Consider the following 19,424-nt stretch of genomic DNA (forward strand, 5'->3'; position numbering starts at 1 on the left):
GCTCTGAACGTCCTCCAGGGTGGGTTCACCCGCCTCTTCCTGGCGAGAAGAACCTTACGCACACCGAGGGGGCGGAGGGATCATGAGCAGGGGGATCATGAGCAGGGGGCTGGAGCTGGGTACGGGAATCGGCTGGCGGCCGGAGATCGCCGAGGCCGTGGAGCGGATGCGCGGCGTCGACTGGGTCGAGGTGGTGGCGGAGAACGTCTGTCCTGAGCATGTTGACCCGTCGCTGGCGCGGCTGCGCGAGCGCGGGGTCACGGTCGTGCCGCACGGCGTCGCGCTCGGCCTGGGCGGTGCGGAACGGCCGGACGCCGGTCGGCTCGCGGCGCTCGCGGAGCGGGTCGAGGCGCTGGGCGCGCCGCTGGTCAGCGAGCACATCGCGTTCGTCAGGGCGGGCGGGGCGCTGACCGCGTCGCCGCGTCTGGAGGCGGGGCACCTGCTGCCGGTGCCGCGCACCAGGGACGCGCTCGATGTGCTGTGCGAGAACGTCCGCGTCGCGCAGGACGCGCTGCCGGTGCCGCTCGCGCTGGAGAACATCGCGGCGCTGATCTCCTGGCCGGGCGAGGAGCTGACCGAGGGCCAGTTCCTGACCGAGCTGGTCGAGCGCACGGGGGTGCGGCTGCTCATCGACGTCGCGAACCTGTACACCAATCAGGTCAATCGAGGCGAGGACGCGTCGACCGCGCTCGACGAGCTCCCGCTGGAGGCGATCGGGTACGTCCATGTGGCGGGCGGCGTCCTCCGCGACGGCGTCTGGCACGACAGCCATGCGCACCCGGTGCCGGGGGCGGTTCTGGACATTCTGGCCGACCTCGCGTCGCGGGTGTCGCCGCCGGGTGTCCTGCTGGAGCGCGACGCGGACTTCCCGGACCAGCCCGAGCTGGAACGCGAACTCACCACGATCCGCGCGCACACGACGAACGCCGCCCCCGGCGACCGCCGGGCCCCCGTGGCCGCGCCGCGCGAGCGCGCGCTGGTCACCGCCGGACGACCGTCGGGCGCGCCGCTTCCCGTGGGCAAGGCCCCAGCACGGCACCCGGTCCCGGAACCGAGCACGGACACGAGTACGAGCAGGGGTACGAGCGCCGGCGCCGGCGCGGGCGCGGGCGCGCGGGAGGTGGCCGTGTCGCGCGTAAGCGATGCTGTGCGGCAGCGGGTCGCGCTGCGGCAAGCCTCGTTGTTGTCCGCTCTGGTGGCCGGTACGCCCGCGCCCGAGGGCTTCGACCGGGCGCGGCTGCGGGTGCAGAGCCGGGCGCTGACCGGGAAGCGCGCCGACGTGGTGGCCAAGGTCGCGCCCGAACTGCCCCGCATTCTGGGCGCGGAGTACCGGCCCGCCTTCCTCGCGTACGCGCGCAACCGGCCGCTCACCGCCGGGGCGCGGCGCGACGCGCTGGACTTCGCCGCGCACCTGCTGCGCGCCCGCAGGCCCCGGTCGCCGGGCGCGCGGCGGGAGTTGACCCGCTGGTGGCTGGACCGCTCGGGCCCGGCGCCCCTCACCGGCCGCCCGGTGGCCCGCCTGGCCAGAGCGGCCCGGCACGCGCTGTTGAGGAGGTGACCGGAGGCCGCCACGCCGGGCATAGGGGTTACGGAGCCGACACCGGCCGTCTGGTGCTTTACTTCGCCACCGGCTGACCGAACCATCCTTCTCATCACGCTATATACGGCTGCGGTTCCGCCGTTGCTCGAAGGGATGCCGAGGGATGCCGAAGCGCGGGATGCCGGGGCGCGGGAAAGCGCCTGTCCTGTACGCCGTCGCCGGATCGCTGGTCCTGACGGGCCTGGCCGCGTCACCCGCGGGCAGCGCCCCCGAACCGGTCGAGGACGTCGGCGTCAGGCTCGCCGCCGAGCGCGCCGCGGCCGCCGGAATCGCGTTCGGCCGCTGCCCGGAGGCCGAGCGTCTGCCGTCGGACGTACGGTGCGGCACCGTCTCCGTACCGCTGGACTACGCCGACCCCGACGGGAAGCAGATCAAGCTGACGGTCAGCCGGGTGAAGGCCAAGGACCCGGACAAGCGCCAGGGCGCGCTGGTCTTCAACCCCGGCGGCCCCGGCGGATCCGGGATGTACTTCCCGATGGTGTCGACGGCCGACCTCCCCGAATTCCGGCGCATCTCCGCGGCGTACGACGTCGTCGGCTACGCCCCGCGCGGAGTCGGCCGCTCCGCCCCGGTGTCCTGCCAGGACCCGGCGACGGCCGACCGGGCGCCGACGCTCGCGCCGACCCACCCCGACGCGGCGTACAAGAAGGAGCGCGTCGCGCGGGCGAAGGCCTACGCGCGCGGCTGTCTGCGCAGGACGGGCGACGCGCTGCGGCACTACCACTCGCTCAACAACGCGCGCGACCTCGATGTGCTGCGCGCCGCGCTCGGCGAGCGGAAGCTGAACTTCCTGGGCGCCTCGTACGGAACCTACTTCGGCGCCCTGTACGCGGCGATGTTCCCCTCCCATGTGCGCCGGATGGTCTTCGACTCGGCCGTCAACCCCGACCCGGAGCGGATCTGGTACCGCAACAACCTCGACCAGTCACTGGCGTTCGAGCGCCGCTGGGCCGACTTCCGCGCCTGGGCGGCTCGCCATGACGCGACGTACGGCCTGGGCCGCACCCCGCAGCGGGTCGCGGACTCCTACGACCGGGTCCGGGCGGCGCTGGCGCGCGAACCGGCGGGCGGCACGGTCGGGCCCGGCGAGCTCCAGAGCGCGTTTCTGCAGACCGGCTACTACGACGACGTCTGGCCGGAGCGGGCCGAGGCCCTGGCCGCGTACCTCAAGGGCGATCCGGGGCCGCTCGTCGAGCAGGCGGCCCCGGACCCGGCGCGCGCGGCCGAGAACGAGAACGGCACCGCCGCCTACACCGCCGTGGAGTGCAACGACGCGCCCTGGCCGACGGACTTCCGAACCTGGGATGAGGACAACACCCGCCTCGCGCGCGTGGCGCCCTTCGAGACCTGGGACAACGCCTGGATGAACCTGCCGTGCGCCTACTGGCCGGTGCCACGACAGCGCCCGCTGGACATCAGGATCGCCGACGACGCGCTGCCGCCGATCCTGATCCTGGCCGCCGAGCGGGACGCCGCGACCCCGTACCACGGGGCCTACGAGCTGCGCCGCAGGCTGCCGGGCTCGGCGCTGGTCACCGAGCGCGGGGCCGGGACGCACGGCGTCGCCGGCGGCCCCAACCAGTGCGTCAACGGGCACCTGGACGCCTACCTGCTGGAGGGTCGGCTCCCGGCGCGGCAAGCGGCGAGCTGCGCACCGCGCCCGGAGCCCGAGCCCTAGGGTCTGTCAGCCACCCGGCGGACAGACCCTAGGGGCCCGCCCGGCGGGCAGGTCCTAGGCCAGCCCCGCCACCAGGTCGGCCACCGACTTGCGGCGGCCGGTGTAGAACGGCACCTCCTCGCGTACGTGCATCCGCGCCTCGGACGCGCGCAGGTGCCGCATCAGGTCCACGATGCGGTACAGCTCGTCGGCCTCGAAGGCGAGCAGCCACTCGTAGTCGCCGAGCGAGAAGGACGCCACCGTGTTGGCCCGGACGTCCGGGAAACCGCGGGCCATCTTGCCGTGGTCGGCGAGCATCCGGCGGCGGTCCTCGTCGGGCAGCAGGTACCAGTCGTAGGAGCGCACGAACGGGTAGACGCTGACGTAGTCGCGCGGCGTCTCGTCGGCCAGGAAGGCCGGGATGTGCGACTTGTTGAACTCGGCCGGGCGGTGCAGCGCCATGTTCGACCAGACCGGCTCCAGGGAGCGGCCCAGCTTGGTGCGGCGGAAGAGGTTGTACGCCTCCTGGAGCTCGTCGGCGGTCTCGGCGTGCCACCAGATCATCAGGTCGGCGTCGGCGCGCAGGCCGGACACGTCGTAGGCGCCGCGGACGGTGACGTCCTTGGCGGCGAGCTGGTCGAACAGGTCCTGGACCTCGTCGGCGTAGCCGGTGCGGTCCTCGGGCAGTACGTCACGCAGCTTGAAGACGGACCACAGCGTGTAGCGGATGACCTCGTTGAGGTCCTTGGCCTTCTTGCCTGCGTTGGGGGTCTTGGCGGGGGCGTCGTCACTCATACGGCTATTCTGCCGCGCCGCCGTGCGGGCTCTGGACCGGGTGGGCGCTGAGCCGGTCCACGGCCGCGTACGCGCTGGCGATGCAGGCCGGGATGCCGACGCCGTCGTACGCCGCGCCGCACACCGCGAGTCCGGGCAGCTTGCCGACCTGTTCGCGGATGCGCGCCACGCGCGCGTGGTGGCCGACGGGGTACTGCGGCAGGCCGTCGTTCCAGCGGGTCACGCGGGCGGCGACGGGGGTCGCGGTGAGTCCGGTGGCCGCGCGCAGGTCGTGCCGCGAGACGTCGATCAGCTCGGTGTCGTCCCGGCGCAGGTCCCGCTCCTCGCCGTACCGCCCGACGGAGGTGCGCAGCACCATCAGGTCCGGGTCCTCGTCGGCGATCCAGCCCCACTTCTGGCTGGCGAAGGTGGACGCCTTGATCGTACGGCCGTCCACGGGCGGTACGAGGAAGCCGCTGCCCGCGGGCAGCTCGGCGTCGGCCCTGCGGTAGGCGAGGGTCATCAGAGCCATGGAGGCGTACTCGACGGCGCGCAGCTCGGCCGCGGCGGCGGGCGCGTCGGCGGCCAGGAGCCGGGCGGCCCCCGGTGCGGGCACGGCGACGACGACGGCGTCGGCGGAGATCGCCCCGCCTTCCCCGCCCTCGACGTGGACCTGCCAGCCGTCCGCCGTCCGGCGCAGCCCGCTCACCGGGCAGCCCAGCCGGATCTCGGCGCCACGCGCGCGCAGCGCGTCGGCGACCGCGAGGGGCAGGCTGCCGACGCCGCCCGCGATGCCCATGAACACCGGTCCGGCGGCCCCGGCGTCGGCGGCCTGGCGCTGGATGTCGCGTACGCCGTCCAGCAGGGAGCGGTGGGTGCGGGCGGCCTCGTAGAGCTTGGGGACGGCCATCCGCATCGAGAGGCGGTACGCGTCGCCCGCGTACACGCCGCCGAGCAGGGGTTCCACCAGGCGGTCGACGACCTCGCGGCCGACGCGGGACGCGACGTACTCGCCGACCGCGACATCGTCGCCGACCTCGGTCGGGGGCAGCTCCCGGTCCCGCTCGATCCGTCGCAGCCCGTCGTCGGAGAGCACTCCCGCCAGCGCGTCGGCGGCGCCGGGTACGCCCATCACATGCCCCTTGGGCATGGGGCGCAGCGCTCCGCGCGTCCAGAGCGCGGCGGTCGCGGTGGCGGGCGGCTGGAGCAGGCCGCCCAGGCCGACCGCGCGGGCGAGCTCGACGGCCTCGGGGCGGCGGGCGAGCATCGACTCGGCGCCGAGGTCGACGCGTACGCCCTCGATCTCACCGGCGTGCAGCTTGCCGCCGAGCCGGTCGGCGGCCTCCAGGACGGTCACCCGAGCGCCTGTGCCGAGCAGCCGGTGGGCGGCTGCGAGACCGGCGATGCCACCGCCGATGACGACGACCTGGCCGTTGACCCGGCCCGTGTCCGTGTCCGTGTCCGTGTTCCGCATGGTTTCACTCTCCCAGACCCCCGGCGGGAGTCCGTACCGAGTCCGCACCGTGACCGCTTCGGTACCGGCGGCGGGCAAACCCCGCGTGGGTCTCGCGCGTCAAAACTGCGTCGGGACACCACAACTCTCCGGGGGTCAGATCACGATGCGCACAGCTACCCACTCCACCCGCTCCACCCGCTCCAGGCACTCCGGGCGGCGGTCCGTCCGGGTTCTCACGGCCCTGCTCCTGGCGTCCGCCGTCGCGGTCGGCGGGTGCAGCGCGGACGACGGGTCAGGCGACGCCGGGAGCAAGGCCGCCGCGCAGAAGGACGCCCAGGGCATGCGGGACGAAGCCGCCGCCGAGCCCGAGGCCGGGGCCGGGCCCGGAGCGGCGGACCGGGACGCCGCCGCCGACCCGCGGTCGAGCGGCGAGAACGCCGACCGGGCGCCCGACCCCGTGGGCGTCCACATCATCCGCACCGCCTCGCTGACCGTACGGGTCAAGGACGTGCCGAAGGCCCTGGGCGCGGCGCGCGACACCGCGCGCGACGCGGGTGGCGTGGTCGGCAGCGAGACCACGGACCGCGACCGGGAGGGCAGGGAGCGCTCACGGGTCGTGCTGCGGGTGCCGCAGGAGAAGTACGAGGACGTGCTGGCCGCGCTGGCGGGCTCGGGCGAGCTGATCGAGCGCAAGGTCAAGGCCGAGGACGTCACCGAGCGGGTGGTGGACGTGGGGAGCCGGGTGAAGTCACAGCGCGCCAGCGTCGCGCGGGTGCGGAAGCTGATGGACCAGGCGACCAAGCTGAGCGATGTGGTCACCCTGGAGGGGGAACTGAGCTCGCGTCAGGCCGAGCTGGAGTCCCTGCTGGCCCGCCAGGCCGCGCTCAAGGACCGTACGTCCCTGGCGACGATCACGCTCACCCTGTCCGAGACCGCGCGGAAGAACGCGAAGGACGGGGACGACGGCCCGAGCGTCCTGGACGCCGTCGCGGGTGGCTGGAGCGCGTTCGTCACCGGACTGCGCTGGATCGTCGTCGGGCTCGGCGCGGCGCTGCCGTTCGCGGCGGCGCTCGCGCTGCTCCTCGTGGCGTGGCGGCTGGTGCGCGACCGGCTGCTGCCCCGGCGCGCGTCGGCCGCGCCCGCCGCCGCGCCCAGCGCGCCCGCCGCGCCCGCCGCGCCCGAGGAGGACTGAACTCGCCATCGCCCGTAGCGTGTTCGTATGAGCGAACGACTGGTGGTCATCGGCGGCGACGCGGCGGGCATGTCCGCCGCGTCGCAGGCGCGCAGACTCAAGGGCCGGGACGAACTGGAGATCGTCGCCTTTGAACGGGGTCACTTCACCTCGTTCTCGGCGTGCGGGATTCCGTACTGGGTGGGCGGCGAGGTCCCCGAGCGGGACGCGCTGATCGCCCGCACCCCGGCGAAGCACCACGAGCGCGGCATCGACCTGCGGATGCGTACCGAGGTGACCCGGATCGACGTACCCGGACAGCGGGTGCTCGCCCGCGACCTGGAGTCCGGCGCCGAGGCGTGGACCGGCTACGACAAGCTGGTGATCGCGACCGGCGCGCGGCCCGTGCGGCCTCCGCTGCCGGGCATCGACGCCGCGGGCGTGCACGGCGTGCAGACCCTCGACGACGGCCAGGCGCTCCTGGACACGCTCGCCGCCACCGACGGCCGCCGCGCCGTCGTGGTCGGCGCGGGCTATATCGGCGTCGAGATGGCTGAGGCGCTGTGCGGACGCGGCTACCAGGTGACCGTCGTCAACCGCGGCGCCGAGCCCATGTCCACGCTCGACCCCGACATGGGGCGGCTGGTGCGGGACGCGATGTCCGGCTTCGGCATGGAGATGGTGAACGACGCCGAGGTCACCAAGATCCTCACCGGTGACGACGGGCGGGTGCGCGCCGTCGCCACCGAGGACGCCGAGTACCCGGCGGACGTGGTGGTCCTGGGCATCGGCGTCCGCCCCGAAACCGCCCTCGCCCAGGCGGCGGGCCTGCCGCTCGGCGAGCACGGCGGGCTGCTCACGGACCTGGCGATGCGGGTGCGCGGCCACCAGGACATCTGGGCGGGCGGCGACTGTGTGGAGGTGTTCGACCTGGTCGCGGGCCGGGAACGGCACATCGCCCTCGGCACCCACGCCAACAAGCACGGACAGGTGATCGGCTCGGGCGTGGGCGGCGGCTACGCGACGTTCCCCGGCGTGGTCGGCACGGCGGTCAGCAAGGTCTGCGACCTGGAGATCGCGCGCACCGGGCTGCGCGAGAAGGACGCGCGCGCGGCGGGCCTGCAGTACGTGACGGCCACCGTCGAGTCCACCAACAGCGCGGGCTACTATCCGGGCGCGGCCCCGATGACGGTGAAGATGCTCGCCGAGCGCCGCACGGGGCGGCTGCTCGGGGTCCAGATCGTGGGCCGCGCGGGCGCGGCCAAGCGGGTCGACGTCGCGGCGGTCGCGCTGACGGCGGGCCTGACGGTGGAACAGGTGGTGTCCCTGGACCTCGGCTACGCCCCGCCGTTCTCACCGGTGTGGGATCCGGTGCTGGTCGCGGCCCGCAAGGCGGTGACGGCGGTGCGGACGGGCCCAGTTTGAGCCCGTCCGGCGAGTGAGGACAACGGGTCTGGGGCCAAAGCCCCAGGCCCTCAGCGCGCCGTCCGCGCGTGGACGTGCTCGACCAGCCTGGTCAGCGCGTCCGGGTCGGTCGTCGGCAGTACGCCGTGACCGAGGTTGAAGATGTGGCCTTCGAGGCCGGACGCGGCGTCCAGCACCTCGTCCGCCTTCGCCGCCACCGCCTCCGGCGTCGAGAAGAGCACCGCCGGGTCCAGGTTGCCCTGGAGCGCCTTGCCGGGGCCGACCCGGCGCGCGGCCTCGTCCATCGGCACCCGCCAGTCGACGCCCACGACGTCCGCCCCCGCCTCGCCCATCAGGCCGAGCAGCTCGCCCGTGCCGACGCCGAAGTGGATGCGCGGCACCCCGTACGAGGCCACCGCGTCGAAGACCTTCGCGGACGCGGGCAGCACCGAGGCGCGGTAGTCGGCGGGGGCCAGCGCGCCGACCCACGAGTCGAAGAGCTGCACCGCCGACGCGCCCGCCTCGATCTGCACCTTCAGGAAGGCGGCGGTGATCTCCGCGAGCCGGTCCAGCAGGTCGGCCCACAGCTGCGGGTCGCCGTACATCAGGGCCTTGGTGTGCTCGTGGTTGCGGGACGGACCGCCCTCCACGAGGTAGCTCGCGAGGGTGAACGGCGCGCCCGCGAAGCCGATCAGCGGGGTCGGGCCGAGCTCGGCGGTGAGCATGCCGATGGCCTCGGTGACGTACGCGACGTCGTCGGGGGTCAGGTCGCGCAGTCGCGCGAGGTCCGCGCGGGAGCGGATCGGCGAGGCGACCACGGGGCCGACGCCGGGCTTGATGTCCAGGTCGACGCCGATGGCCTTGAGCGGGACCACGATGTCGCTGAAGTAGATCGCGGCGTCCACCCGGTGGCGGCGCACCGGCTGCAGCGTGATCTCGGTGACGAGGTCGGGCCGCATACAGGAGTCGAGCATCGTGATGCCCTCGCGCACCTTGCGGTACTCGGGCAGCGAGCGCCCGGCCTGCCGCATGAACCACACGGGGGTGTGCGGCACGGGCTCGCGTCGGCAAGCCTTGAGGAAGGCGGAGTCATACGTTGCGTTCTGCTGGCCCGTGGGGCGGTCTGTGGCACTCACAGGGGGAAGTCTCGCATGGGAGCGACCGGGCCGGACGGGCGGCCAGGGCACGCCGGCATCGGGGCCGCGCGGCGGCCGCGCGGCGGCCGTATGGGGTCCGCGCGGCGTCCGTGTGGCGTCCGTCGCGAACTCCGGCCCGCCGTCCGGGTGTCGTGCCCGCCTGCGGGCCCGGTTCCCCTTAACCTTCCCCGCATGGCTGCGGTGCGGGGACAACGGTCGGAGGGTTCGGACGGGATGGACGGTAGGGAGGGGAAGGAGGGGAACGCCGCGGCGGACGCCGCTCCGCTCCCGTTCCGCTCGGCCGTCGAGGCGCTGCGAGCGGCCCGGCTGCGGCCCGGAGTCGAGATCGAGCCGACCCGCGCGCCGAGGCGGCTCGCCCCGTACGCGTACGCGCTGGAGGCCGCCGTCACCGAAGGCGACGAGGATCTCGCGGACGGGCGGCTCGTCCTGCTGTACGACCCGGCCGGGCACGACGCCTGGCAGGGCGCCTTCCGCCTGGTCACCCTGGTGCGCGCGGACCTGGAACCCGAGATGGCGGCCGACCCGCTGCTGCCCGAGGTCTGCTGGTCCTGGCTGACCGGGGCGTTGCAGGGGCGCGGACTGTCGTACGGGGAGCCGAGCGGCACCGTCACCCGAGCCGGGTCGTCCTACTTCGGCGGGCTCGCGGAGCAGCCGCCCACCTCGCAGATCGAGATCCGGGCGTCCTGGACTCCGCGCGAGGGGCTCGGCGGGGTCCCGGACCTGGCGTCACATCTGACCGCGTGGTGCGATCTGCTCTGCCAGGTCGCCGGACTGCCGCCGACGGGTCCGGGCGGCCCCGGCGGGGCGGGCGGTCCCGGCGGGCCGGGGACGTCCACCGACGCCTCGGTCGTCTCGCTGCCGCAGCGCCGTGGGCCGCAGGCCACCTGAGCCCGCCCGAGCCCCCCGTCCGGGCCCCCGTCCGGGCCCACCCGAGTCCCACCCGCGCCGTCTCCCCCGGCCCTCCGGCCTCCCAGTCACGCCCGGCCACCCCTCGAACATGACCCGAACACCGCCACTCGTGCGTGATCGAAGTGATCACAGAGGGACACCCTCCGGCTTGGGTTGATCTTCGGATGATCGATCGCGCGTCCGAATTGCCCAGATTTTGACTCATCAAATCGTGATCATTCGCTAAAGGCGGGCGGGTTTGCTGCCGAAGAGGTCTGTGACCTTGAAAGCACGGTTCATCCCGGCTTCATCCCCGAGCCGGCTCCGTCCCGCCGCCATCCCCAGGAGGCCTGGTGTCCGTTCTCCTCGAGCAGCCCGCAAGCCTGGTCGCCTACCGCCCCAACAAGCCGACCGCCATGGTCGTCGTGGCCGACCCGCGCGTCCGTTCCACCGTCACCCGCCACCTGTGGGCGCTCGGCGTCCGCGACGTCATCGAGGCGTCCTCCATCGCCGAGGCCCGTCCCCGCATCGGTCACCCGCGCGACATCTGCGTCGCCGACGTCCACCTCCCCGACGGCTCGGGGCTCACCCTGCTGTCCGAGACCCGCGCCGCGGGCTGGCCGAACGGCCTGGCGCTCTCCGCCGCCGACGACATCGGCGCCGTACGCAACGCCCTCGCGGGCGGCGTCAAGGGCTACGTCGTCACCGGCACCCGGAACAACGTCGGGCTCCCCGGCCGCCCCGGCGCCGCGCCCATCGGCTCCGGGGCCCGTATGCACCGCCGCCCTCCGGGCGCCCCGAGCCATCCGGGCGGCTACCGCGAGCTGTCGGGCCGCGAGGTGGAGGTGCTGCGCCTGGTCGCCGAGGGTCAGTCGAACAAGGCCATCGGCGTCTCGATGGGCCTGTCCGCGCTGACCGTCAAGAGCCACCTCGCCCGGATCGCGCGCAAGCTCGGCACGGGCGACCGGGCCGGAATGGTCGCGGTCGCGCTCCGTACCGGAATCATCCACTGATCGCATACCTGATCGATTGACAGCTACCCCGCGCCCGTCGACGTAACGTTCCGTCGACGGGCGCGGTGCACACACAGATACCCTTTACTGGTGACCGACGCCCAAGAGACCGCAGCAGACAGCTCACTGCGAACCACCGGAGCCCCGCGGCGACAGCCGCCGGCGTCACCCCCTCCGGACGATGTCGCACCGGCGCCGATCCCCTTGCTTGAGCCGCACGAGGGCATCCCGGACGTGGTCGCCGACACGGCCGCGCTGGACGAGGTGACCGCGGCCTTCGCCGCGGGTTCCGGGCCCGTCGCGGTGGACGCCGAGCGCGCCTCCGGATACCGCTACGGCCAGCGCGCCTATCTGGTGCAGCTGCGCCGCGAGGGCGCCGGATCGGCCCTGATCGACCCCATCGCCTGCCCCGGCCTCTCGGGGCTCCAGGCCGCCATCGGCGACGCGGAGTGGGTGCTGCACGCCGCGACCCAGGACCTGCCGTGTCTGCGGGAGATAGGCCTGACGCCGACCCGGATCTTCGACACCGAGCTCGCCGGGCGGCTGGCCGGGTTCCCGCGCGTCGGGCTCGGCGCGATGGTCGAGTCGGTGCTCGGCTACGTACTGGAGAAGGGGCACTCCGCGGTCGACTGGTCGACCCGGCCGCTGCCCGAGCCGTGGCTGCGTTACGCCACGCTGGACGTGGAGCTCCTGGTCGACCTGCGGGACGCCCTGGAGAAGGAGCTCGACCGGCAGGGCAAGCTGGAGTGGGCCCGCGAGGAGTTCGACGCGATCGCCTCGGCCCCGCCCCCGCCGCCGCGCAAGGACCCCTGGCGGCGCACGTCCGGCATGCACAAGGTGCGCCGCCGCCGTCAGATGGCGGTCGTACGGGAGCTGTGGACCACGCGGGACCGGATCGCGCAGCGGCGCGACATCTCGCCGGGCAAGGTGCTCTCCGACGCCGCGATCGTGGCGGCGGCCCTGGCCCTGCCGTCCAACACCCAGGCGCTGTCCGCGCTGAACGGCTTCGGTCACCGTACGAGCAAGCGCCAGCTGGAGCAGTGGCAGGCCGCCGTGGACCGCGCCAAGGCCCTCCCGGAGGCCGAGCTGCCGCAGCCGGGCCAGACCGTGGCCGGACCGCCGCCGCCGCGCGCCTGGGCGGACCGCGACCCGCGGGCCGCCGCCCGGCTCACGGCGGCCCGTACCGCGGTATCGGCGATCGCCGAGCGGCTGAGCATGCCGCAGGAGAACCTGATCACCCCGGACACCGTGCGCCGCCTGTGCTGGGAGCCTCCCGCCGAGACCACCGTCGAGTCCATCGCCGCCGCGCTCGCCGGGTACGGGGCGCGCCGCTGGCAGATCGAGCAGGTCGCCGCGGCCCTGGCCGGGGCGCTGACCGCGAGTGACGACTGAGACGCGCGCGTCGAGCGGGAGCGCCCCAGAGGGAGCGTGAAGACGGGAGACCCCCGGCCTGGCGGGCCGGGGGTCTCCCGTCTTCAGGGCCCCCGTGAGCGTCGCTCGGGGTGCTCGCCGAGTGTGACCTTCGCCGCTTGGGGCGGGGGGCCTGTTCCACGTGGTTACCGGCAAGTAGCATGAACGGAGTAGCCGCCGGAGCACGCCCAGCGGCAGCGATCCCGCACCCTTGGAGGAGAGCCATCGTGCCTCGTACCGTCAAGGACGTCGTCTTCGTCGACGGCGTCCGCACCCCGTTCGGCAAGGCGGGCCCGAAGGGCATCTACCACGAGACCCGCGCTGACGATCTCGTGGTGAAGGCCATTCGGGAGCTGCTGCGCCGCAACCCTGATCTCGACCCCGCCAAGATCGACGAGGTGGCCATCGCCGCCACCACCCAGATCGGCGACCAGGGCCTCACCCTGGGCCGCACCGCCGGGATCCTGGCCGGGCTTCCGCAGTCCGTGCCGGGGTACTCCATCGACCGGATGTGCGCGGGCGCGCTGACCGCCGTGACCTCGACCGCCGGTTCCATCGCGTTCGGCGCGTACGACGCCGTCATCGCGGGCGGCGTGGAGCACATGGGCCGCCACCCCATGGGCGAGGGCGTCGACCCGAACCCGCGCTTCGTGAGCGAGAAGCTCGTCGACGAGTCGGCCCTGTTCATGGGCATGACCGCGGAGAACCTGCACGACCGCTACCCGACGATCACCAAGCGCCGCGCCGACGAGTACGCGGTGCGCTCGCAGGAGAAGGCCGCCAAGGCGTACGCCAACGGCAAGATCCAGCAGGACCTGGTGCCGATCTCGGTCCGCCGCACGAACGAGGAGGCCGGTGAGACGGGCTGGGGCCTGGCCACCGCCGACGAGCCGATGCGTCCCGGCACCACGCTGGAGAACCTCGAGGGCCTGAAGACTCCGTTCCGCACCCACGGCCGGGTCACCGCGGGCAACGCCGCCGGTCTCAACGACGGCGCCACCGCCTCGATCATCGCCTCCGAGGACTTCGCGCGCGAGAACGGCCTGCCGGTCAAGATGCGCCTGGTCTCCTACGCCTTCGCGGGCGTCGAGCCCGAGGTGATGGGCTACGGCCCGATCCCGGCGACCGAGAAGGCCCTCGCCCAGGCGGGCCTGTCGATCTCCGACATCGGCCTGTTCGAGATCAACGAGGCCTTCGCGGTGCAGGTGCTCGCCTTCCTGGAGCACTACGGCATCGCGGACGACGACGCGCGCGTGAACCAGTACGGCGGCGCGATCGCCTACGGCCACCCGCTGGCCTCCTCCGGCGTCCGGCTGATGACGCAGCTGGCCCGGCAGTTCGAGGAGCAGCCCGAGGTGCGCTACGGCCTGACCACCATGTGCGTCGGCTTCGGCATGGGCGCCACGGTCATCTGGGAGAACCCGAACCACAAGGACGCCGGAGGCGACAAGTGAGCACCACCACCGCCGAACTTCTGAAGGGCGCGGCCGAGCTGTTCCCCGACGAGGTCGTCACGCAGGCGCACGTGCGCCACCTCGACCTTCCGGCCGGCGCGGGCAGGTTCGCCCTGATCACGCTGGACAACGGCCTGGACCACACCAAGCCGACCACCTTCGGACCGCAGTCGCTGGCGAACCTGAACGCCGCTGTCGACCAGGTCGAGAAGGAGGCCGCGGACGGCGACATCGTCGGCGTCGGCCTCACCGGCAAGCCGTTCATCTTCGCGGTCGGCGCCGACCTCAAGGGCGTGGAGCTGCTGAAGCGGCACTCCGACGCGCTGGCCATCGGCAAGGGCGGCCACGACGTGTTCAAGCGGCTGTCCGCGCTGGCCGTGCCGACCTTCGCGTACTACAACGGCGCGGCGATGGGCGGCGGCGTCGAGGTCGGGCTGCACTGCTCGTACCGCACCGTCTCCCAGGCGATCCCGGCGTTCTCGCTGCCCGAGGTCTTCCTCGGTCTGGTGCCCGGCTGGGGCGGCTGCGCGCTGCTGCCGAACCTGATCGGCGCGGACCGCGCGGTCTCGGTCATCATCGAGAACTCGCTGAACCAGAACCGTCAGCTCAAGGGCAAGCAGGTCTTCGAGCTCGGCATCGCCGACGCGATCTTCGAGGGCGCGGACTTCCTGGAGCAGTCGCTGATCTGGACGTCGTCGGTGCTGCGCGGCGAGACCACGGTCACCCGCGCCGACGTCGACCGCGGCGAGGCCTGGGACGCGGCCGTCGAGCGCGGCCGTACGATCGCCGACGGCAAGGTGCACGGCGCGGCCCCGGCCGCCTACCGCGCGCTGGACATCATCGCCGCCGCCAAGAGCGGTGACCTCCAGGCGGGCTTCGACGCCGAGGACACGGCCCTGGCCGACCTCATCATGGGCGGCGAACTGCGCTCCGGCATCTACGCGTTCAACCTGGTCCAGAAGCGCGGCAAGCGCCCGGCCGGCGCCCCGTCCAAGGACCTGGCGCGCCCGGTCACCAAGGTCGGCGTGGTCGGCGCGGGCCTGATGGCCTCGCAGCTGGCGCTGCTGTTCCTGCGCCGCCTCGAGGTGCCGGTCGTGCTGACCGACATCGACCAGGAGCGCATCGACAAGGGCGTCGGCTATGTCCACGCCGAGATCGAGAAGCTGCTCGGCAAGGGCCGCATCAACCAGGACAAGGCCAACCGCCTCAAGGCCCTGGTGACCGGCAGCCTGGACAAGGCCGAGGGCTTCGCCGACGCGGACTTCGTCATCGAGGCCGTCTTCGAGGAGATGGGCGTCAAGCAGCAGGTGTTCGCGGAGGTCGAGGCGGTCGCCCCGGCGCACGCGATCCTCGCCACCAACACCTCCTCGCTGTCGGTGACCGAGATGGCGTCGAAGCTGAAGCACCCCGAGCGGGTCGTCGGCTTCCACTTCTTCAACCCGGTCGCCGTGCTGCCGCTGCTGGAGATCGTGCGCGGCGAGCAGACCGACGACGCCTCGCTGGCCACCGCGTTCGGTGTCGCCAAGAAGCTGAAGAAGACCGCGGTGCTGGTGAAGGACGCCCCGGCGTTCGTCGTGAACCGCATCCTGACCCGCTTCATGGGCGAGATCCAGAACATCATCGACGAGGGCACCCCGGTCGCCGTCGCCGAGAAGGGCGTCGAGCCGCTCGGCCTGCCGATGTCCCCGCTGGTGCTGCTCGAACTGGTCGGCCCGGCCATCGGCCTGCACGTATCGGAGACCCTGAACCGGTCCTTCCCGGACCGCTTCACGGTGTCCCCGAACCTGAAGGCCGTCGTCGAGGCGGGCAAGCGCGGCTTCTACGTGTACGACTCGGGCAAGCCCGAGCTGGACCCGGAGGTCGCGGCGCTGCTGAAGCAGGGCGACAGCGTCCTGACGGAGGAGCAGGTGCGGGCCCGCGTACTGGACGCGGTCGCGCAGGAGATCGGCCTGATGCTCGACGAGGGCGTCGTCGCCGAGGCGCAGGACATCGACCTCTGCCTGATCACCGGCGCGGGCTGGCCCTTCCACCTGGGCGGCATCACGCCGTACCTGGACCGTGAGGGCGTGTCGGAGCGCGTGAACGGCAAGCGGTTCCTGGAGCAGGGCGTGGCGAGCGTGCCCGCGTAACGCTCCGGCGCACCACGGCTGGCGCACTTGACTGGCGCACCACGGCGGGCCGTACGGGAACATCTCCCGTACGGCCCGTCCGCGTGTGCGGGTCCGCTGACGCGGGGTCAGCCGCCGAAGGTCCTGACGGCCTGGTAGTACGTCCACGCGGTCGCATTGCACGCGCTCTCCTTCGCCCCGCTCATCGGGGCGCAGACCCGTCGCATGTCCGCGTAGAAGGCGCTGTCGAGGCGCGCCTTATCAGCCGAGAAGGTTCCGGCCTTCTTGTAGTTGCGGTAGCCGAAGTCATGCCGGGCGCAGGACAGCGCGAACCTGAAGCCGAAGGGGTTGTCCGGCGAGTACGAGCAGTAGTCCGTGGACCAGTCGAACCCGTACCCGGACCAGGCGCCCTGGTTGCCGCGGGCGGAGACGAAGGCGCGGTAACTGCTGGCGCTGGTCTGGGTCCAGGACGACAGCACCTGGCTCTTGTCGGCGGGAGCGGCGCTCGCGGGTGACCCTACGGTGACGACCGCGGCCAGGGCGACGGCGGATCCAGCTAGCCCTCTGACGAGCTGACGTTTCATCAAGTGCCTCCGGAGGCTGAGCGGTTGGGGATCCTCGGGGTGTCGAGGAGGGCCCTGAGTCTCGGAGGGCTGTCTCAAATTCGGCTATATTCTGGATGGCTGACGGGGGAAATCCCGTGTATGGCAGGGCCGCTTACGCCGGAAGGTTCGCCGTTGTTGTTGATCGTGGACGGAGCGAATGTCGTCGGGTCCGTCCCGGACGGCTGGTGGCGGGACCGTCACGGGGCCGCGGAGCGGCTGCGGGACCGGCTGGCGGCGTACGCGACTGACGGCCTGCCGGGCTGGCCGGGGCCGTGCGAGGTCGTGCTGGTCGTCGAAGGGGCCGCGCGGGATGTGCGGTCCGTGCCGGGCGTACGGGTCGAGGCCGCCGCCGGGAGCGGGGACGACCGGATCGTGGAACTGGCCGGAGCGGCGGACCAGCCGTGCGTCGTGGTCACGGCCGACCGTGAACTACGGCGCAGGGTGAGCGCGCTGGGAGCCGAGACGGTGGGCCCGCGGACGGTACGCCCGCGCTCCGGCGAAGAGAGCTGAGCGAGACCGGGGAGGCGTGCCTAGTCGCGGGCGGGCTCTACGGAGTCCGCGATCGTCACCGAGCGGGACGCGTCGCGCCCGTAGCGGCCGTCCAGCTTGGAGACCAGGCCGGTGACCTGGCGTGCGATGTCCGGGGCGGTCAGGCCGATCTCGGCCATGACCTCCTTGCGGGAGGCGTGGTCCAGGAACCGCGGCGGGATGCCGAAGTCGCGCAGCGGCACGTCGACGCCCGCGTCGCGCAGCGCCTGGGCGATCGCGCTGCCCACGCCGCCCGCGCGGCTGTTGTCCTCGACGGTGACCACGACGCGGTGCCGCTCGGCCAGCGGGGCGAGCGCCTCGTCGACCGGCTTGACCCAGCGCGGGTCGACCACGGTCGTGGAGATGCCCTGCTTGTCGAGGAGCGAGGCGATCTCCAGGCACATCGGGGCGAGCGCGCCGACCGAGACCAGCAGCACGTCCGGGCTGTCCGTCCCGGCCTTGCGCAGGACGTCCATGCCGCCGACCTTGCCCACCGCGGGCACGGCCGGGCCGACCATGCCCTTGGAGTAGCGCACCACGGTCGGGGCGTCGTCCACGTCGACCGCCTCGCGCAGCTGGAGCCGCAGCTGCTCGGCGTCACGCGGCGCGGCGAGCCGGAGACCGGGGACGCACTGGAGGATCGACATGTCCCACATGCCGTTGTGCGAGGCGCCGTCGGTGCCGGTGACGCCCGCGCGGTCCAGGACGAAGGTCACCCCGCACTTGTGCAGGGCGACGTCCATCAGGAGCTGGTCGAAGGCGCGGTTGAGGAAGGTCGCGTAGACCGCGAAGACGGGGTGCAGGCCGCCGGTGGCCAGACCCGCCGCCGACACCGCGCCGTGCTGCTCGGCGATCCCGACGTCGTACACCCGCTCCGGGAAGGTCTCGGCGAAGCGTTTGAGGCCGACCGGTTGCAGCATCGCCGCGGTGATCGCGACGACGTCCTCGCGGTCCTCGCCGAGCTTGACCATCTCGTCGCCGAAGACGGAGGTCCAGTCGGCGCCGGAGGCCGACACCGGCAGGCCGGTGTCGGGGTGGATCACGCCGACGGCGTGGAACCGGTCGGCCTCGTCCTGGACGGCGGGCTGGTAGCCGCGGCCCTTCTCGGTGAGGCAGTGCACGATGACCGGGCCGCCGAAGCGCTTGGCGCGGGTCAGCGCGGACTCCAGGGCCTCGATGTCGTGGCCGTCGATGGGGCCGACGTACTTCAGGCCGAGGTCCTCGAACATGCCCTGCGGCGTGATGAAGTCCTTCAGGCCCTTCTTGGCGCCGTGCAGCGTGTCGTACAGCGGCCTGCCGACGACGGGGGTGCGCTCCAGGACCTCCTTGGTGCGGGTCAGGAAACGCTCGTAGCCGTCGGTGGTGCGCAGGGTGGCCAGGTGGTCGGCCAGTCCGCCGATGGTGGGGGCGTAGGAGCGCTCGTTGTCGTTGACGACGATCACCAGCGGGCGGTCCTTGGCGGCGGCGATGTTGTTCAGCGCCTCCCAGGCCATGCCGCCGGTCAGCGCGCCGTCGCCGATGACGGCGGCGACGTGCGCGTCCCGCTTCAGGACCTCGTTGGCCTTGGCGAGGCCGTCGGCCCAGCCGAGCACGGTGGAGGCGTGCGAGTTCTCGATCACGTCGTGGTCGGACTCGGCGCGCGAGGGATAGCCGGACAGGCCGTCCTTGGCGCGCAGCCGGGAGAAGTCCTGGCGTCCGGTGAGCAGCTTGTGCACATAGCTCTGGTGCCCGGTGTCCAGGAGCACCTTGTCCTTCGGCGACTCGAAGACGCGGTGCAGGGCGATGGTGAGCTCGACCACTCCGAGGTTGGGGCCGAGGTGGCCGCCGGTCTTGGAGACGGCGTCGACGAGGAAGGTCCGGATCTCAGCGGCCAGCTGGTCGAGCTGCTCATGACTGAGCCGGTCCAGGTCACGCGGCCCCTTGATGCGGGTCAGCAAGCCCACCCGTGCCTCCTAGCGAGTTCATATGATCGGTAGAGCTGTCCAAGCTTTGCCGGGTCTGTCGAGTCTAATGTTCCGCGCGGGGCGGCGTACGCCGGGTACGTCACTCGTATGGCTGTACGGCGATACGCACCGGCGCCCGGCGCCAGCGGGAAGGCCGGTGCCGGGCACGGAGGCACGGCGCGCCCCGAAGGGGCGCGGGGCCGTGTCGATATGCGGCTCCGCCGCGTGGGCGCGACCAGCCACGACGCACCCGCAG

At 72.9% G+C, this 19,424-nt stretch carries 15 protein-coding genes; 10 read left to right on the top strand and 5 right to left on the bottom strand.

The window, feature by feature from the left end; all coding sequences use genetic code 11:
* Positions 1-82: 82 nt before the first annotated feature.
* Both ACX6XY_RS02650 and ACX6XY_RS02655 read left to right on the top strand, forming a co-directional pair.
* A complete protein-coding gene (locus tag ACX6XY_RS02650; protein WP_460325849.1) occupies positions 83-1,558 on the top strand; it encodes an MbnB/TglH/ChrH family RiPP precursor modification enzyme in 1,476 nt (491 codons plus the stop codon).
* 145 nt (positions 1,559-1,703) lie between these two features.
* Positions 1,704-3,278 (top strand): alpha/beta hydrolase, encoded by a 1,575-nt coding sequence (locus ACX6XY_RS02655; protein WP_460325851.1) that lies wholly within the window; start codon positions 1,704-1,706, stop codon positions 3,276-3,278.
* A 54-nt stretch (positions 3,279-3,332) separates the two neighbouring features.
* Here ACX6XY_RS02655 and hemQ read toward each other — a convergent pair whose 3' ends face one another.
* Positions 3,333-4,052 carry a hydrogen peroxide-dependent heme synthase gene (hemQ, locus tag ACX6XY_RS02660; RefSeq protein ID WP_460325853.1) on the bottom strand — a complete coding sequence of 240 codons (720 nt, stop codon included), beginning with the start codon at positions 4,050-4,052 and terminating at the stop codon, positions 3,333-3,335.
* Positions 4,053-4,056: 4 nt separating this feature from the next.
* Positions 4,057-5,505 (bottom strand): protoporphyrinogen oxidase, encoded by a 1,449-nt coding sequence (gene hemG, locus ACX6XY_RS02665; protein WP_460325855.1) that lies wholly within the window; start codon positions 5,503-5,505, stop codon positions 4,057-4,059.
* 145 nt (positions 5,506-5,650) lie between these two features.
* Between hemG and ACX6XY_RS02670 the strand changes: the two genes are divergently transcribed.
* Both ACX6XY_RS02670 and ACX6XY_RS02675 read left to right on the top strand, forming a co-directional pair.
* Positions 5,651-6,679 carry a DUF4349 domain-containing protein gene (locus tag ACX6XY_RS02670; RefSeq protein ID WP_460325857.1) on the top strand — a complete coding sequence of 343 codons (1,029 nt, stop codon included), beginning with the start codon at positions 5,651-5,653 and terminating at the stop codon, positions 6,677-6,679.
* Between the two features lie 27 nt (positions 6,680-6,706).
* On the top strand, positions 6,707-8,083 hold the full coding sequence (locus tag ACX6XY_RS02675) for an FAD-dependent oxidoreductase (RefSeq protein WP_460325859.1): 1,377 nt from the start codon (positions 6,707-6,709) through the stop codon (positions 8,081-8,083).
* A gap of 50 nt (positions 8,084-8,133) precedes the next feature.
* Here the strand turns inward: ACX6XY_RS02675 and hemE are convergent, their stop codons facing one another.
* Positions 8,134-9,198, bottom strand: coding sequence for a uroporphyrinogen decarboxylase (hemE, locus tag ACX6XY_RS02680; protein WP_460325861.1), 1,065 nt, complete (start codon positions 9,196-9,198; stop codon positions 8,134-8,136).
* Between the two features lie 192 nt (positions 9,199-9,390).
* Here hemE and ACX6XY_RS02685 point away from each other — a divergent pair, with 192 nt between their 5' ends.
* The 5 genes from ACX6XY_RS02685 to ACX6XY_RS02705 all read left to right on the top strand — a co-directional run bounded on the left by ACX6XY_RS02685 (position 9,391) and on the right by ACX6XY_RS02705 (position 16,113).
* Positions 9,391-10,107 (top strand): DUF3000 domain-containing protein, encoded by a 717-nt coding sequence (locus ACX6XY_RS02685; RefSeq protein WP_460325863.1) that lies wholly within the window; start codon positions 9,391-9,393, stop codon positions 10,105-10,107.
* Positions 10,108-10,460: 353 nt separating this feature from the next.
* On the top strand, positions 10,461-11,120 hold the full coding sequence (locus ACX6XY_RS02690; protein WP_460325865.1) for a helix-turn-helix transcriptional regulator: 660 nt from the start codon (positions 10,461-10,463) through the stop codon (positions 11,118-11,120).
* A 90-nt stretch (positions 11,121-11,210) separates the two neighbouring features.
* Positions 11,211-12,512, top strand: coding sequence for an HRDC domain-containing protein (locus ACX6XY_RS02695; protein WP_460325867.1), 1,302 nt, complete (start codon positions 11,211-11,213; stop codon positions 12,510-12,512).
* Positions 12,513-12,757: 245 nt separating this feature from the next.
* Positions 12,758-13,984 (top strand): thiolase family protein, encoded by a 1,227-nt coding sequence (locus tag ACX6XY_RS02700; protein WP_460325869.1) that lies wholly within the window; start codon positions 12,758-12,760, stop codon positions 13,982-13,984.
* The gene (locus ACX6XY_RS02705) at positions 13,981-16,113 is read left to right on the top strand and encodes a 3-hydroxyacyl-CoA dehydrogenase NAD-binding domain-containing protein (RefSeq protein ID WP_460325871.1); all 2,133 of its coding nucleotides are present in this window, start codon (positions 13,981-13,983) and stop codon (positions 16,111-16,113) included. The genes ACX6XY_RS02700 and ACX6XY_RS02705 overlap by 4 nt, the downstream gene beginning before the upstream one ends.
* 107 nt (positions 16,114-16,220) lie before the next feature.
* Here ACX6XY_RS02705 and ACX6XY_RS02710 read toward each other — a convergent pair whose 3' ends face one another.
* Positions 16,221-16,676: a phospholipase gene (locus ACX6XY_RS02710; RefSeq protein WP_460325873.1), complete on the bottom strand. Its 456-nt coding sequence runs from the start codon at positions 16,674-16,676 to the stop codon at positions 16,221-16,223.
* Between the two features lie 120 nt (positions 16,677-16,796).
* Here ACX6XY_RS02710 and ACX6XY_RS02715 point away from each other — a divergent pair, with 120 nt between their 5' ends.
* Positions 16,797-17,207: a PIN domain-containing protein gene (locus ACX6XY_RS02715; RefSeq protein WP_460325875.1), complete on the top strand. Its 411-nt coding sequence runs from the start codon at positions 16,797-16,799 to the stop codon at positions 17,205-17,207.
* Positions 17,208-17,227: 20 nt separating this feature from the next.
* Here ACX6XY_RS02715 and dxs read toward each other — a convergent pair whose 3' ends face one another.
* Positions 17,228-19,168, bottom strand: coding sequence for a 1-deoxy-D-xylulose-5-phosphate synthase (gene dxs / locus ACX6XY_RS02720; RefSeq protein ID WP_460325877.1), 1,941 nt, complete (start codon positions 19,166-19,168; stop codon positions 17,228-17,230).
* Positions 19,169-19,424 lie beyond the last annotated feature (256 nt).

It is taken from the genome of Streptomyces sp. O3 (genome assembly GCF_054788135.1).

Bases quoted from the DNA above. Each gene is read 5' to 3' on its own strand.
- hemQ (WP_460325853.1), bottom strand. From the start codon at position 4,052: ATGAGTGACGACGCCCCCGCCAAGACCCCCAACGCAGGCAAGAAGGCC.
- ACX6XY_RS02710 (WP_460325873.1), bottom strand. From the start codon at position 16,676: ATGAAACGTCAGCTCGTCAGAGGGCTAGCTGGATCCGCCGTCGCCCTG.
- ACX6XY_RS02650 (WP_460325849.1), top strand. From the start codon at position 83: ATGAGCAGGGGGATCATGAGCAGGGGGCTGGAGCTGGGTACGGGAATC.
- ACX6XY_RS02670 (WP_460325857.1), top strand. From the start codon at position 5,651: ATGCGCACAGCTACCCACTCCACCCGCTCCACCCGCTCCAGGCACTCC.
- ACX6XY_RS02655 (WP_460325851.1), top strand. From the start codon at position 1,704: ATGCCGAAGCGCGGGATGCCGGGGCGCGGGAAAGCGCCTGTCCTGTAC.
- hemG (WP_460325855.1), bottom strand. From the start codon at position 5,505: ATGCGGAACACGGACACGGACACGGACACGGGCCGGGTCAACGGCCAG.
- ACX6XY_RS02675 (WP_460325859.1), top strand. From the start codon at position 6,707: ATGAGCGAACGACTGGTGGTCATCGGCGGCGACGCGGCGGGCATGTCC.
- ACX6XY_RS02715 (WP_460325875.1), top strand. From the start codon at position 16,797: ATGGCAGGGCCGCTTACGCCGGAAGGTTCGCCGTTGTTGTTGATCGTG.
- ACX6XY_RS02685 (WP_460325863.1), top strand. From the start codon at position 9,391: ATGGCTGCGGTGCGGGGACAACGGTCGGAGGGTTCGGACGGGATGGAC.